Source organism: Nitrospira sp. MA-1 (genome assembly GCA_032139905.1).
Taxonomy (GTDB): domain Bacteria; phylum Nitrospirota; class Nitrospiria; order Nitrospirales; family UBA8639; genus Nitrospira_E.
In genome coordinates, this window is record JAQJDB010000007.1 from 546,342 (window position 1) to 560,987 (window position 14,646).

The 14,646-nt window shown below is 50.2% G+C and carries 13 protein-coding genes; 3 read left to right on the top strand and 10 right to left on the bottom strand.

All coding sequences use genetic code 11. From position 1 onward, the window contains the following. Positions 1-39 precede the first annotated feature (39 nt). Positions 40-849 carry an undecaprenyl-diphosphate phosphatase gene (locus PJI16_15200; GenBank protein ID MDT3778912.1) on the top strand — a complete coding sequence of 270 codons (810 nt, stop codon included), beginning with the start codon at positions 40-42 and terminating at the stop codon, positions 847-849. 39 nt (positions 850-888) lie between these two features. Here PJI16_15200 and PJI16_15205 read toward each other — a convergent pair whose 3' ends face one another. Then, entirely contained in the window at positions 889-2,367 is a 1,479-nt protein-coding gene (locus PJI16_15205) for an NAD-dependent malic enzyme (GenBank protein ID MDT3778913.1), read from the bottom strand. Between the two features lie 505 nt (positions 2,368-2,872). Between PJI16_15205 and PJI16_15210 the strand changes: the two genes are divergently transcribed. Next, complete coding sequence (locus PJI16_15210) at positions 2,873-4,333, top strand: type II CAAX endopeptidase family protein (protein ID MDT3778914.1); 1,461 nt, start codon at positions 2,873-2,875, stop codon at positions 4,331-4,333. Positions 4,334-4,367: 34 nt separating this feature from the next. Here PJI16_15210 and PJI16_15215 read toward each other — a convergent pair whose 3' ends face one another. The 5 genes from PJI16_15215 to thiD form a co-directional block, all read right to left on the bottom strand. After that, complete coding sequence (locus tag PJI16_15215) at positions 4,368-5,165, bottom strand: hypothetical protein (GenBank protein ID MDT3778915.1); 798 nt, start codon at positions 5,163-5,165, stop codon at positions 4,368-4,370. A gap of 90 nt (positions 5,166-5,255) precedes the next feature. Continuing rightward, positions 5,256-5,774, bottom strand: coding sequence for a gamma carbonic anhydrase family protein (locus tag PJI16_15220; protein MDT3778916.1), 519 nt, complete (start codon positions 5,772-5,774; stop codon positions 5,256-5,258). Between the two features lie 55 nt (positions 5,775-5,829). Further along, positions 5,830-6,306 (bottom strand): hypothetical protein, encoded by a 477-nt coding sequence (locus PJI16_15225; protein ID MDT3778917.1) that lies wholly within the window; start codon positions 6,304-6,306, stop codon positions 5,830-5,832. Positions 6,307-6,324: 18 nt separating this feature from the next. Further along, positions 6,325-7,134, bottom strand: a complete 810-nt coding sequence (locus tag PJI16_15230; protein ID MDT3778918.1) for an alpha/beta hydrolase — start codon at positions 7,132-7,134, stop codon at positions 6,325-6,327. 8 nt (positions 7,135-7,142) lie between these two features. Further along, positions 7,143-7,934 carry a bifunctional hydroxymethylpyrimidine kinase/phosphomethylpyrimidine kinase gene (thiD, locus tag PJI16_15235; GenBank protein MDT3778919.1) on the bottom strand — a complete coding sequence of 264 codons (792 nt, stop codon included), beginning with the start codon at positions 7,932-7,934 and terminating at the stop codon, positions 7,143-7,145. Positions 7,935-8,176: 242 nt separating this feature from the next. Here thiD and PJI16_15240 point away from each other — a divergent pair, with 242 nt between their 5' ends. Continuing rightward, the gene (locus PJI16_15240; GenBank protein MDT3778920.1) at positions 8,177-11,587 is read left to right on the top strand and encodes a PAS domain S-box protein; all 3,411 of its coding nucleotides are present in this window, start codon (positions 8,177-8,179) and stop codon (positions 11,585-11,587) included. Positions 11,588-11,741: 154 nt separating this feature from the next. Here the strand turns inward: PJI16_15240 and PJI16_15245 are convergent, their stop codons facing one another. From PJI16_15245 to PJI16_15260, 4 genes are all read right to left on the bottom strand, one after another. Further along, a complete protein-coding gene (locus PJI16_15245; GenBank protein MDT3778921.1) occupies positions 11,742-11,957 on the bottom strand; it encodes a hypothetical protein in 216 nt (71 codons plus the stop codon). 524 nt (positions 11,958-12,481) lie between these two features. Continuing rightward, the gene (locus PJI16_15250; GenBank protein ID MDT3778922.1) at positions 12,482-12,604 is read right to left on the bottom strand and encodes a hypothetical protein; all 123 of its coding nucleotides are present in this window, start codon (positions 12,602-12,604) and stop codon (positions 12,482-12,484) included. Positions 12,605-12,884: 280 nt separating this feature from the next. Further along, the gene (locus PJI16_15255; protein MDT3778923.1) at positions 12,885-13,358 is read right to left on the bottom strand and encodes a response regulator; all 474 of its coding nucleotides are present in this window, start codon (positions 13,356-13,358) and stop codon (positions 12,885-12,887) included. 839 nt (positions 13,359-14,197) lie between these two features. Beyond that, positions 14,198-14,392 carry a hypothetical protein gene (locus tag PJI16_15260; GenBank protein ID MDT3778924.1) on the bottom strand — a complete coding sequence of 65 codons (195 nt, stop codon included), beginning with the start codon at positions 14,390-14,392 and terminating at the stop codon, positions 14,198-14,200. Positions 14,393-14,646 lie beyond the last annotated feature (254 nt).

Genomic DNA, 14,646 nt, shown 5'->3' on the forward strand with positions numbered 1-14,646 from the left:
TCTGCTGATCACCAACTAAAAGAAAGGCATTCATAAACGATGGGCTACATCGAAGCGGTGGTGCTTGCGGTCATACAAGGACTCACAGAATTCCTCCCGGTATCCTCTTCGGGACATTTGGTTCTGGCTCAACATTGGTTTGGTCATTTCAGTGAGACCAATTTGTTGTATGACATTATGTTGCATCTCGCGACGGTGACCGCGATCCTTGTGTATTTTCGGCATGATCTCCTCACATTGGGTTTGGGATATGTTGGAAGGACCACAATGCAAGGCAGCCTGTTTCAAGGATATGAGCGGCGGACAATCCATTATGTCCTGCTTGCATCCGTTCCCACCGGGATCATTGGATTGGGTATTCGATCAATCGGTCTTGAAACATTAGTCCGGCCCTCCGTCGTGGGCATTATGTTGCTAACTACCGGAGTGATTCTCTGGTTAGGGCGAGGGAGAAACAGTGTCCGGGGGATCCAGGACATGAGCATTCGGGATGCCGTGGTGATCGGTATTGTGCAAGGTGTGGCAGTCTTTCCCGGAATTTCCCGGTCCGGATCAACCATTGCCAGTGGAGTGTTGTTGGGTTTGGATCGGGAATTATCGGCCCGGTTTTCTCTCCTGATTTCTATACCAGCTATCGTGGGAGCGACGATTTTGGAAATTGGGAAGGGAATAGATCAGATGCATGAACCGATAGGGGTTTATGTGGTCGGAATGGTGGTCGCGGCGTTGGTGGGCTATGGATCAATTTCATTGATTATTAAGCTCGTCAGACAGGATCACTTTCATTTATTTTCCTATTATCTGTGGCCACTCGGAATCAGTATTCTCCTTTGGGATACGTTGAAATAAATCCCGCTGGTTTTTTCCCTCTCTTGGGACTTCCTGCTTTTACATGTCCTCTTCCATGTCCTTTTTTGTCCGACGGGCCATTCCGGAATCAATTGCTGCCTGAGAGACGGCCTTGGCGACTTTGGGCACGACCTGTTTGTCGAACACGCTGGGGATAATATATTCCTCACTGAGTGCAGAGTCAGGAATCATCTTTGAGAGGGCATGAGCGGCAGCAATGAGCATGGGTTCATTGATCGTTTTAGCTTGCACATCAAGGGCTCCACGAAAGATGCCGGGGAACGACAGGAGGTTGTTACATTGATTGGGATAATCCGATCGCCCGCTTGCATACACGCGACAATGGGGAATGGCTGCCTCGGGTAGGATTTCGGGGTCAGGATTGGCTAAAGCAAACACAATGGGATCCTTGGCCATTAAGGCTAAATCTTCGGGTTTTAAAATGTTGGCCGTGGAAAGACCAATCACCACGTGGGCGTCTTTCAGTGCGTCCTGAACGGTTCCCGTCGGCTGATCATACTGAATGAGGCTGCGAAGAGTATGGCGATGCGGCAGAAGGTCTTCCACTGGTCGATCCAACACCAGACCCTGCTTGTCACATCCCTTAAGTCTGGTAACTCCGGCTCCTAAAAGTAATTCACAACAGGCTGTGCCTGCGGCCCCCAATCCGACGACCACGACGGTAATTTCATCGATGGTTCGACGTGTGACTTTTAAGGCATTAAGCAGTGCCCCCAAAATGACCACAGCCGTTCCATGTTGATCATCATGCATCACCGGAATATCCAGCTCGGCTTGCAGTCGGCGCTCAATGTCAAAGCATCGGGGAGCACTGATGTCTTCCAGATTAATGCCTCCGAATGAGGGAGAAACGGCTAGCACCGTACGGATAATCTCTTCCGAATCCTGGGTATTGAGACAGAGAGGCCAGGCATCGATTCCGGCAAATTGATGAAACAGCATCGCCTTGCCTTCCATAACCGGCAAGGCTGCGAGAGGGCCGAGATTTCCTAATCCCAGAATGGCCGACCCGTCGGTCACGACAGCAATACTGTTATTTTTCGTCGTAAAGGAATAGGCTTTTTTCTCATCCGCGGCAATCGCTTTGACGACGCGCCCGACTCCAGGCGTATAGACCATGGACAGGGTATTTCTGGTTTTCACGGGGAACTTGCTCTCCACCCGGATTTTTCCACCTAAATGCATGAGGAAAATCCGATCGGAAGAGGCGATGACCCGGACATCGGCCAACGAATTTAGCCGTTTCATGACTCGTTCGCCATGTTCTTCACTCTGGACATCCAGGGTAATATCCCGAATTACTTTGGTGCGAGTGGCCGAGACCATATCGTACGCGCCCAAACTGGCGCCTTCTTCCGCGATGGCCGTGGCGAGTTGTGCGAATACGCCGGTCCGTTGAGTCAATTCTAATCGCACGGCCATGCGGTAATTGGAATAGGGGCCGATGTCTTGAGAGGAGCTCTGACCATTTTGCTGCCGTTTAAAAAAATTCCACACCAAGGAGTCCCTCCTCTTCAGTTGCGCAATGAATGAATCTTGATCGGGTTACTCATAGGCTACAGACTTTTTTCTTATATTGTATCGGATAAACCAAATTAGGGATATGTGCTGCTGGCTGGAAATGGGCCATTACTTTAGGCTAGAAAGGTTTTAAGAAATAAACGAAATGATGCCGGGGTTTGTCTCGGTAGCCGAGGTCAAATTACATAGTGGGTTCCAAGGGGCGCCACCCTCCCTTCGTAACAAGACTCCAATCAAGTGGCTCTTGGCGCGGTCCAAGGGATACCCTGCGATGCTCGCCCTCTTTCCACTTTCTCTTCGCGTCTTTGCCTGATAAAAGCACCAGATTCTTAGACGTATAGAATACGCAATATGCGGTAATGGCGAATATGTTGCTGGCGGTGCCCAGTGGCGTCCGTATCGAGCATATCACCTGGAAATCATGTTATCCTTCCTGGTTTTTTACGAAGGCGAAAAGTCCTTGTACCCGTGAGACATGAGCATGGAATCAGAGCAATCAGTTGATCTCACATCCGATACCCGTCCGGATCTTCGGGAAGAATTTCGATTTTCCCTATTGCTGACCGTACTGTGTTTGTTGGTGTGTGGGGCGGGTATGGGATTGTTGTTTTGGGCGGTGACGCTTTCTGATGATGTACGCCTGGCTTCACCTGAAAGCAGGGATCTTGAGCGTATCGCCAGCCGAATGCTGGGTTTTGAATCTCGTTTGCCTGAACTCTCCTTGTTGGAACAAGTGATGTATCGTTTGGGGGGACAGGACGGGGAGACCCAGGAGCAAATCCAACGGTGGTATGAAGAAAGAGTTAATGAACGATCCAGGCCATTAGATGGATTGTATCTGGGAATGATCTATGGAGAAGCGGGTTTAACGAATCAACTCAGCCGAATTGTGGAGAATTGGGAGAGTGAGAGAAATCTTTATGCTCTTTTTCGTGAGTTTTTGGAAGTGGGATATGGCCAGAGCGAAACGTCGTCTCCAGATTATCCCTTCTTGCAAGCAAGGTTAGCTGAAGAGGTCCCCACAAATTGGTTTTACTTTCATCTTGCACGACGAATAGCTGTTCAGGCCGGCGATCGAAATTTACAGGCAAATCTTCAATTGCAAGAGTATCAGTTGACCGACCCTCCGTTATGGAAATGGCGTGCGCTATTGGTGGGTGAGGTTGTGGTGATCGGGATTGGGGTGGTCCTGCTTCTCCGTCTTGGTATTGCTCGCCTGAGAGGCAGGGCGTCACCGATCCAAACCGGCTTCATCAAAAGGGGCATACCTTGGACATTCCGGGAAGGAATCGCCGTTTTAGCCCGTGGAGGGGCCTTGACGATTTTGTTGATGGGGCTGGTGGCGGTCATACCTGATGGCATAGGAATTATTGAGGATTTCGGGATTGCTTTACTGTATCTTCCTCCCGTCGTCCTGACCGCTATTCTGTTGTGTCGAACCAGGAAACAATCGTTGCTACAGGTGGTGGGCTGTTCGAATGTGTGGCAACGATTGAAAGACTGTCTGCCATTGGTCGTGATGTTGGTGACGTTTGGCCTTGTTGGGGACTGGCTGATTGTGCTCGGGGGGGATGCGTTTCAATCTTCCGTTCATTGGACCGAATGGTTTGTCCCACAGCTGATTTGGGGAACGCGGATGGAACTCATCAAAACCACTGTTGACTTCGTTCTTCTGGCGCCCTTTTTCGAAGAACTTATTTTCCGCGGAATTCTCTATACGACACTTCGAACCAAATTTAGTTTTCCCCTCTCCATGGTCGCAAGTGGGTTGATCTTCGCCTTGGCCCATGGCTATGGGCTGATCGCGTTTCTGACGGTTTTCTGGAGTGGGTTGTTGTGGGCATGGGCCTACGAACGAACCGGGAGTGTGATTCCCGGTATGGCGGCGCATGCCGTCAATAACGGAGTGGTGGTGTATTCTCTTGTCTCATTTTTCCGCTAAAAATGATCAGGGAGCTGCTTGTTGTGATGAGTTTTCATGATGATGAATGCCGTTCAATGTCGTCCAAGGCCTGATAGAGGTCAGGAAATCGAAGGGTATAGTGAAGGGTGGTGAGGAGTTTATGAATGGAGACCTGTTTGCCGATTTCTCGATGGGGCGTGGGTGGGGGAATAGGCATGCTCCACTTTTCTGACGCAATTGAGAAAATCTCTGTCCAGGTCCGTGGGGTCCCATCGCTAGCCAAAAATGTGGTACCTTTCTGAGCCCGTTCAAGGGCTCGCAAACAGATTCCTGCAGCATCTTCCACATGGAGGAGATTGACCCACTTGGGAGTATTGTGAATCCTCCCGTTTCTCATCCAATTCAACACATGACGACCTGGCCCGTATAGTCCTGCCAACCGAATGATGACGGCGCCCAATTGTGTCCGAAGATATTCTTCTCCCTGAACCCGGGGAAGGTCCAGGTTCACAGGAGCCTGTTCGGTCACGATTCCGCAGTTTGTGCCATAGGCCGATGTGCTGCCCATGACCAGAATTCTGCCGGAATCCATGGGGCGGGTGGCGAAGAAGGCTTGCACGAGGCTCAATGGCGTCGCCGGAAAACACCAGATGAGATGGGCTGGGCTGGGAATGAATCGCCAGGTTTCAGTTTGGGTCAAGTCAAAAGCAATTCTAGATTCAGGTGGAATATCTGAGAGATGAACATCAGGCATACGGCTTGTCGAGAAGGTGTTCCATCCTGCATTGACTGCCTGGTGAAAGAGCCGTCGACCGGTATAGCCGGTTCCCAGAATGACCAGCGGAATGTGTTGGAGAGAAGAGCGGCTCACGGAAAAGGTCTTGTCGAAGTGTGTGGTTAGGAAGAGGAATCTTTCCAGAGCCAGGGCATACCGTGGTTGGAGCTTGATGGAATTCCGATATTACCCATTCTGTTCTTCGACATATTGTTGTGCGTATCGAATGTAGTTCCCGGCGGATTCTTTGATCCACTGGACTTCGGCATCCGTCAACAGGCGTTTCACTTTGGCCGGAGACCCCATGACCAGGCTCCTCGAGGGGATGTGGATATTTCCCGTTATTAAGGCTCCAGCGCCAATGACACAGTCTTCTTCGATCACGACGCCATCCATGATGATGGTCCCCATCCCGATTAATACCCGATCATGAATCGTGCATCCATGGAGCACCACATGATGACCGACGGTGATGTCATCGCCAAGAGTGAGGGGGTGCGTATCATGTGTGACGTGCAACAGACAGAGGTCTTGAATATTGGTCCGATGGCCAATGCGGATACTATGTACGTCTCCGCGTATAACGGCATTGAACCAGACGCTCGATTCCGATCCGATGGCCACATCGCCGATGACGATGGCCGTGTCTTCGATAAACGCGCTGGGAGCGATGGTTGGGGCAATGCCTCGATAAGTTTTTAACATGAGGGCGGTCCTTTCGCCGAATATGGGTTCTCCGTGTGAGGACGTTTGGTGAAGGCTAGAGTCGAATGAGTATGGCGCAGATAACCAGGCCTGAGAGAACCGCGAGGATGGTGAGGTACGTCGCCACACTTCGATCCGAGAGCCAGTCGGTTTGCCAATGTTGAGGATAGGCGGTTTTCCCCGAAGAAATCCAGCCTTCCTGGTACAGTCCGATTCCCCTCTCGAGTTCAATTAACTGTTGTTTGGCCATTCGGTGTCGAGTGGCTTGTTGAAGAATCAGATAGGCCACAAACCCTGACAGTATGCCCACCCCCAAAATGGCCAACCAACGCATGGCCAAGTCTGGGTGTCCGGGGGAAATCACCGCTATGGTCATAATCAGCAGCACTAATACCGTATTGTAGAATGCGGACAACCGGCTCATGTATTCCCGCCGCCGGAGCACCTCGTTTTTAAATAACGGATATAGCACGCGAAAGACTTCGAGTTGCTCTTTGGGTAATTCCTTGTTGGTATTTGGTGGATCAGGCATGAAACCGGTCTTTTCCCATCATGAGGGAGGCAAATAAGCGATCATCCACTTGGCCAGATGGTTGGTCATCAGACGAAAATCTTCAGGTCTTCCAAATTGGTGGTTCGCACCGGGAATGAGCCGAAAATCCTTTGACACGTTGAGAGAAGTCAGTAAGCGATCAATCTGATGAGCGGGAATGATTTCGTCTTGATCACCATGCACAATCACTGTGGGGGCTTGAATACACGAAGCAGAGTGGTAGCCGTTGTAGGTGAGGCATTCCTCGAAAAATGCATACGGCAACCGTGTTGGAAGGTCGCCCCCAAAGACGTTGGGTATATGATCGGTGATTTTCCATTGGTTCATGGCGTCCGCCCCCAATTCCAGGCGAAGCACTTCAGAAAAATCAACCACCGGGCATTTCAGGCCAAGGGCCTGTAGTTGGGGATACCGGGAAGCTGAAAGAATGGTCATGAATCCACCAAAACTGGATCCAATCAGTCCGAGAGCCTTCATGGATCGTTCGGTGAGAAAGTGAACGGCGGCATCCAGTTGATCCTCACATTTTTTGATGCTGAAGGTTGTCAATGGTTCCGGTGAGTCACCCATGCCATACCAATCAAAACGAAGAGTTGCGATGGATTGAGGAATGAGAAGTTCCGTCAGTCGCCGATTGGTTCGACTGTTCTTATCGGAGGGAAAGCCATGACAAAGGATTACCGCTCGATTCGTGGGAGCAGCAGGCTGAGCGAAAATCCCTGTCGTCACAATGCCGGATGGACCGGTAACGTTGACAGGGGTTTCAGTCCCCCCGTCCCCGCTTTCTGTGGGCGATGCGGTCTCCACGAATTGCGCTATGATTGAAGAAAGTAGAAGTGGTCGGTAGGGCCATTCCCCTGGCCAAGGGCTAGACCGTGACGAATGGCCTCGGTGGTATAGTGTTTGGCAGCCTCAATTGCGTCGGGAATGGTTTTCCCCTTGGTGAGGTTGGCAGCAATGGCAGAGGCCAGGGTGCAGCCGGTTCCATGGGTCGTTTTCGTCTGAAGGAATTCACCCTTAAACATGCGAAAAAACCGGCCGTCATAGAGTAAATCGGTCCCCGGCTGTTCCAGCAGGTGCCCGCCCTTGATTAAAACATGCTTGCAGCCGAATTGATGGATTACTTTTGCCGCCTCTCTGGCATTGGCCAGGGTTTTAATGGAGAGGCCGGATAACAATTCGGCTTCGGCAATATTTGGGGTGAGAAGAGAGGCCTGAGGAAGCAATGCCGTTTTCAGTGTTGCCATCGCATCCTGTTCCAGCAGTGGGTATCCTCCTTTTGCAACCATAACCGGGTCGACAACCAGGTGTTCAAGATGTTGCTTGGCCAGATTCCGACTGACTGTGGTGATGATATCGGAGGTCGCCAGCATGCCGGTTTTAGCGATCGTGATCGGAATGTCGGAGAAGAGTGCATCCAGTTGAGACTCAATAATCGAAGAAGGCAGATGGAAAACGGCAGAGACGCCGCACGTGTTTTGTGCGGTTATGGATGTCAGCACCGACATGCCGAACACTCCATTGGCGGACATGGCTTTGAGGTCGGCTTGGATTCCGGCTCCTCCACTGGAATCAGATCCGGCGATGGTGAGAACAGCTTTTTTCATATGTGTCAGCGAATGAGCGTGTGGACGAACAGCGAGTCTAGCATGTCATATTCTGATGATCCAGGGATGAAGCCTCCTTATTTTATTTGGGTTGAAGACCCTGCTGTTCCATCTTACGTCTGAGTGTGTGGTGTTTTTGAGTATTTTTTCTTGACATTATAGAAAAAATATTTCATGGTGTTTGATTATAGAGTCACTCCTTGATGGTCTGGCCTTGCCGGGCTTTCAAGGATAGATGCTGTATGGAATCTCCCCATCCTTCAAAGGCTTCTCCTCCTTCCGATAAAGAAGTGCATCGGGAGCACTTGGGAGATCTGACGCTTTCCCTTGGGTCTTCCCAAGGGTCCTCTGGACAATTATCTTCGGAATCTTCGAGCCACCATTACCGAGTTCGAGAGTCCCTCCAATCCAACCTGTCGCCAGGTACCCCACATTCTGTTTCACATGAAGAATTGAATGCTCTCCGTCAGCAGGTGGAGCGGTTCATTTTTGCCTCTCAGGGCTCTCGTGAGGGGTTATGGGTGGCTGAAATTTGTCCGGATATTCCCTGGTATTCTCCAGATTGTCCGGTGTGGTATTCCCCTCAGTTTATCGCGATGTTGGGGTATGAGGAATCTGAGTTCCCAGGAGTGCGGGGAAGTTGGGAGCAACGGTTACATCCTGACGATCGGGAGCGGGTGTTTGCGGCTTTAACCAATCATATTGAAAAGAGGATTCCGTACCATGTGGAGTCCAGATTACGCACTAAAGCCAATGGTTATCGTTGGTTTGAGGCCACCGGCGAGGGCACCTTTGATGCCGACGGCAAGTTACTTCGAGGTGGAGGAACCATACGCGATATTACGGAGCGTAAGTTGGCCGATGACATTTCAAGGCGAAACCACGCTCTGTTAGATGCGGTCCTTGAAGAAATGAGTGATGTGGTGTACGTCAAGGACCAGGATGGTCGTTACCTCCTGGTGAATCCTTCGGGAGCGGAGATCATGGGAAAGACCATACATGAGGTCATCGGAAAAACCGACCAGGAAATATTTGGGAACCATTCGCCGGCGTTGTTTGTTCAGGGTGATGCCCAGGTGATGGAATCTGCCGGGACTCAGACATTTGAAGTAGACGTACAGGAGCAGCATCCCGTGTCCCGAACGTTTTTAGTCACGAAAGACTCCTTTGGATCCTTAACGGAGGGTCAGAATGGGGTCTTGGGTTTTGCTCGTGATATTACGTTCAGAAAAGCCGCTGAGCTAACCATTCAGGAACGGGAAAAACGCTTTCGGGCCATTATGGAAAATGCCTATGACTTGATCACGGAAGCCGATTCGGAAGGACGGTTCCTGTATGTGAGCCCTAATTTTAAAGAATCTCTGGGGTACAGCTCCCAAGATCTGCTAGGCACAAGTGTCTTTGCCCCAGTTCATCCCGAAGATCGAGAAATGGTGGAAGCAGAGTTTTGTCAAGGCATGAAGACACAAGGTTCCGGTCGGTCGGTGTATCGCTATCGACATCAGAATGGAGAGTACCGTTGGTTTGAAAGCACTGGGCGAGCTTTTCATACGGCGCTTGGTGAACTTCGAGCTGTCGTCATTTCACGGGATATTACGCAACGAAAACAATGGGAAGATGCCCTGGAATCGATTGTCAAAGGCAATGTGCTTCCTGGTTCTCCAGATTTCTTCGAAGTTCTAGTTGTCGAATTGGCGAAAGCTCTTCAGGTGTCCATGGTGTTTTTGTCGGAGCGGATTGAGAAAAATAACAGCAAAGCCCGGACATTGGCTTTTTGGAACCAAGACCATTTTGAGCCGTCAACGGTGTATGAATGTATGGGGGGGCCTTGCGAACTCGTCCTTGGGGGTGACCCTGTTGGCCATCCCTCCGGAGTTCAACAACTCTTTCCACACAGTGAAGCGATTCAAGCCTTGAAGGTGGATGCGTATTATGGAACTCCTCTTTTTAATTCCAAGAATGAGGTTGTGGGAAATCTGGCGCTCCTGGATACGCAACAATTTGTTCTTTCCTCTCAAGGGCAAAATCTTTTGAAAATTTTTGCGGCACGAGCGGGAGCTGAACTTGAGCGGAAGCGGGCACAGGAAGAGGTCCAGGAAAGCCAGGACCAGTATCGTGAGCTCTACGATCAGACCCCATTAATATATTTTACGGTGAATAGTCAGGGTCTCGTCCTCTCCGTTAACCAGTATGGGGCTCAATTGTTAGGGTACCAGGTTGAGGAGTTATTGGGGACATCTGCGTTCTCCGTGGTCCATGAAGATGATCGTGACTTATTTAAATCAGGGCTGGAGAAGGGATTTCGTGAATCGACCAAAGGCGTTCTTCCTGAATTTCGGAAGGTAAAAAAAGATGGAACCATCCTTTGGGTGAAAGAAACAATTCAGGCCATTGAGAAACAATCCGGGCCTCGTGTGTGGTTACTATCTTGTGAGGATATTACAGAGCGGAAACGGACCGAGGAGGCTTTGGTATTGAGTGAGACCCAATTGCGGCATACTCAAAAAATGGAGGCGATCGGTACCTTGGCCGGTGGTATTGCCCATGATTTTAATAATATTTTGGGTGCGATATTGGGATATTCTGAGTTGGCCATGGCTTATGCTACCAAGGATGAACGTCTGAAATCGTATTTAACTGAGGTGGTTGCCGCCGGGAATCGGGCTCGAGATTTGGTGAAGCAAATTTTAGCCTTTAGCCGTCGGTCGGAAAAAGATAAAGAAGCGATTGACCTGCGATTGGTGATCAATGATGTCCTGCAAATGCTGCGTGCCAGCTTTCCTTCCTCAATTGAAATTCGAACGTCATTAGATCTTGAGTCCACGGTTATTTATGGTGACCGTACCCAAATCCAGCAGGTGATTATGAATCTGTGTGCCAACGCAGAATATGCCATGCGGGAAGAGGGAGGTCTGTTGGAAATTGGCTTATGTCATGAGGGTATTCCCGAGGAAGGGATACCGGGCATGGGTATGCTTAAGGTCGGATCCTATCTTCAGCTTGTGATTCGTGACACGGGAAAGGGTATTCCCCTCGAAATGGTCGAGAGAATATTTGAGCCATTCTTTACTACAAAACCTGCTGGGGAAGGCACGGGACTCGGGCTGGCCGTCGTGCATGGTATCGTGCATAACCATGGTGGTGAGATTGCCGTGTCCAGTCCTCCAGGAGGGGGAACTACCTTCACGATACTCCTGCCGCGCCTGGATGTGGTGGTGCCCGTAAAACCCGAGGAAGTGATGGCCTGGCCGACTGGATCGGGAAGGATATTATTTGTGGATGATGAAGAAATGCTGACGCGCTGGGGGACGCAATTTCTCAGCCATTTAGGCTATTCCGTTGTGGCAAGCGTCAATCCGTATGAAGCGTTAGATCTTTTCCGAGCACATCCGTGGGATTTTGACGTGGTCGTGACAGACCAAACCATGCCGACGATGAGTGGTGAGGCCTTATCTCGTGCATTGTTAGGTATTCGAGCGGATATTCCTATTCTGTTGTGTACGGGGTTTAGCCACACCATGACTCAAGAAAAGGCCGAGCAACTTGGCATTCAGGCCTTCTTAATGAAGCCGGTCAACGGACTGTCTCTGGCTATTGCGCTCCGGGACATCCTGGACGGAGGTCCCACTCCGCACTCGAGCCAACATCAGTAAAGTTCGCTGCCCTTTGGGCGGGGAACTTTACTGATTATCCCGTTTCGGTCAATGATGATTATGACGAAGCTCTGACACATTCTTCGAGGTCGATCCCAGGAAGTAGGTTTTATCATGCAGGCAATATGTCCAGGGCACCTCTTAAAACCCGTAGTTATTGGACCTCCCTTCCCTGGCCTGCTTGAGTATTGGGCGGAAGGCCCTGAGCATCGTGTGCGTGAGAGGGCGTGGTTGCCTGGAGTTCGTTCAAGGCCTTTCCCGCTGCCCCCTGCTGCAGACTGGCGGCTGTGAGAAACGGCACCCGTGGGACGGTATCACCCTGATTCTTACGCCCGATCTTTGCTCGAGCTCGCCCCACCCACTCGCTCAAATGAGCCGCCTCCCATCGCGGACATGTGGTGACTGAAGACCTATTCGACGCGAACGCGCGTCTGCGCTCGACGCCGATTCCGATCCTGTGGCTGCGTCGACAGAGGCTTGTCCCGATAGTCGTTTTCCTGCTTATGGGAGCGGAGGTCCTGGATGTTGTCTCCTGTGAGCTATAGGCGAATCCGCCCCCACGACCGGTCCGCCTGGCTCTGGGGGCTACCCGGCCTCCCGGGCGTGGCTGTCCTGCATGGTGGCTGGCGTTACGGTCTCTCGCCGAATCCGCTTATGCGGCCTGTCGACATTCACCTGATTCTTCTAACCCGAGTGATGGTCCCCCTGCGTGCTTGGCCAACGGGCATCTACATCGTTCTGCCGTCGTGGGGCCGGGTGGGCTTCCCACGCTGTGGCGCTTCTGCCCGCTTTCATCGCCGCAGTTTCTTCTCGGCTATGCCCTTGCTGCGGAACCGGGACCCAGGACGCATCAATCCGTTGGTCCCCTCGCGGTTGGAGTCCCTGATCGTCCAGCTAGGCGTCCCATGGCTCGACCAGGGCGTCGACCACGTCCGCTGCTGCCAAGGGTTCTCGAACCAGTCCGAGAGCCTTCGCATCGGGAATGCCTTGGGCCCGATCGAGGGAGAAGAGGCGCATACACGACACACGATCGCGGAGCTGATATTCCGTTTGGGAGTCGGACACATTCTAAAGGGCGTTGCCGAAGGCCGGTCAAAGGGCTTCCCGACCTGCGTATGGTGAGCTAAGGGATCGCCCCAGTGCCTGAGGGCCTACTAGCGTGTCGTAATATCAACGAATCCAAGTGGCCGCAGGGTCGACAGCGGTAAGTCCTCCTTGGACAGGCCGCATGGCATCCTTAAAGCCCTTTGCCAGGAATTTTTAGAGATTCCCTCTATTGAGGATGGAGGAAATATTCTTAGAGGTATCTTGCGGATGAGTATTTGTTGGTTGTCGATTGATGGATGTCAAACTTCGTGACCCAGTCCACGGCATTACAAAGCTCTTGAAAGTCTAGGGGTTTTTCAAAGACCCGATTGACGCCGTTTTTAAATGCGCGAAGACGGACAATGTGGGATAATTCAGCAGTAATCAGAAAAATTGAGAGAATTTCCTGGGAATATTTATGATTGACTTGTTCAATAAAATCAAGTCCATCCATCTGTGGCATGTTGTTGTCGGTAATGATGATGGAGACCGCCTCTTTTTGCAAAGTTTCAAGCCCTTCCAGGCCATTTTCTGCTTCTGAACACAAATACCCCCGAAGTTCTAAAAATTCCTTCAGGCAAGTACGATGATTTCGATCATCGTCAACTAACAAGATTCGGTCTTTAATGGGAACCTTGGGTGGATCGGGTTTTGGTGAATGCTGGTATACGCCTAAGATTTTCATGATGTTTTAAATTTATTGGGGTCAGATTTGTTTCCTAAAAAGGTGGCGGAGGGACCTTTGAGAAGGTGGCTGATGAGAAGACCAGACTCCGGGTGCGGTCGAAATCGTAGTTCCCCTGAAACCAGTCCCTCCGCCGAGGCTCATATCGAGGCGCTTAAAACCAGTATTATCATGTGTCAAGTTGGTGGTTATGAAAGTCGAATTGCGTCATTCTCCATGCTATTAGGTCGTAAAAGCGGAATATTTAAAAAAATGGCTTCGCCTCCAAAAAACTGGTGTGCAGTAATAGTTGATTGGTAAAAGTGCAAGGGGTGTTCCAAGAAATGTTATTATAAAAAAATTAAAAATTTCAAATGGTTATGAGGTGTGGGGACAAAAGTTTTGCCAAAAACTATGCAGGCGAAACCCTACAGCACCGAGCGGACTCCCTTCATGAGTCAAATGGTCGGACAGCTTCAATTGATTAACTTGGGAAAGCATTTGACGGGGCGGCTTTTGCTTAAGAAGGGCTTGCCCACGAACGCCAGGAATAGAGAAATGGATGTTTAAAGCACGACGAGAAATGATTCGTGAAACGGAAAGTGCCAGTATTTTTTATATGAATTGTTAGATCTCGAAATAATTCGACATTGGGCCGGACCCTCTAAGAAACTTCACATTAATTGGTGTGTATTAGTTCGGGTAATGTTTCGAAATAGCCATTAGGAAAAGGTTTGAGTTGCCATATCTGAGGATCATTGTGAGTGGCTGTCTTGAGAAACTTTCGAGAACAAAAGGAGTTCCAGAGTCAGCGGTCCTGCTCCTGTTGGTCCGCGATGTCTAATAGTTGGTGAATACTCTTATCTGGCTAAATCCAGACGGAAGCGACTTGGGACAATGATGAGAATTCTGATGTTAGTAGGAAAGAAATATCTATGTTGGGGGAGATGGCAGGCGACTATGATGTCACAATTAAGGATGTTGAGGAGGGCTAGGCTTGCCCCATTGGGAAGCGTAAAGATCAGGAATAGCGGTTGTTTCATGTGGGGTGGCATGTAGTTTTTTCCTATCACCCTTGACCTGGATCCTACCAAAAGGCATTCTTAGGGAATAAATCAGGAGTGGACCTTAAGTTCCACGCCAGGGTTCTTGACATCATTCGAAGGGGCTGCATACAGTTTTGAGATTACTTTGTTATTGAAAATGACACTGTCATTTTCTTAAAGAAATTATTGTAGAGGAAATAAGAATGGAAAAAAGAATCATCATATTGGATGGGGTCTATGTGGATGCATCCGTCAGTCAAGGA

What these genes read in the sequence shown, in the direction of transcription:
- PJI16_15220 (MDT3778916.1), bottom strand. Translation starts at nt 5,774, where the DNA reads ATGTTAAAAACTTATCGAGGCATTGCCCCAACCATCGCTCCCAGCGCG.
- PJI16_15255 (MDT3778923.1), bottom strand. Translation starts at nt 13,358, where the DNA reads ATGAAAATCTTAGGCGTATACCAGCATTCACCAAAACCCGATCCACCC.
- PJI16_15260 (MDT3778924.1), bottom strand. Translation starts at nt 14,392, where the DNA reads ATGCCACCCCACATGAAACAACCGCTATTCCTGATCTTTACGCTTCCC.
- PJI16_15240 (MDT3778920.1), top strand. Translation starts at nt 8,177, where the DNA reads ATGGAATCTCCCCATCCTTCAAAGGCTTCTCCTCCTTCCGATAAAGAA.
- thiD (MDT3778919.1), bottom strand. Translation starts at nt 7,934, where the DNA reads ATGAAAAAAGCTGTTCTCACCATCGCCGGATCTGATTCCAGTGGAGGA.
- PJI16_15210 (MDT3778914.1), top strand. Translation starts at nt 2,873, where the DNA reads ATGGAATCAGAGCAATCAGTTGATCTCACATCCGATACCCGTCCGGAT.
- PJI16_15250 (MDT3778922.1), bottom strand. Translation starts at nt 12,604, where the DNA reads ATGCGCCTCTTCTCCCTCGATCGGGCCCAAGGCATTCCCGATGCGAAG.
- PJI16_15225 (MDT3778917.1), bottom strand. Translation starts at nt 6,306, where the DNA reads ATGCCTGATCCACCAAATACCAACAAGGAATTACCCAAAGAGCAACTC.
- PJI16_15200 (MDT3778912.1), top strand. Translation starts at nt 40, where the DNA reads ATGGGCTACATCGAAGCGGTGGTGCTTGCGGTCATACAAGGACTCACA.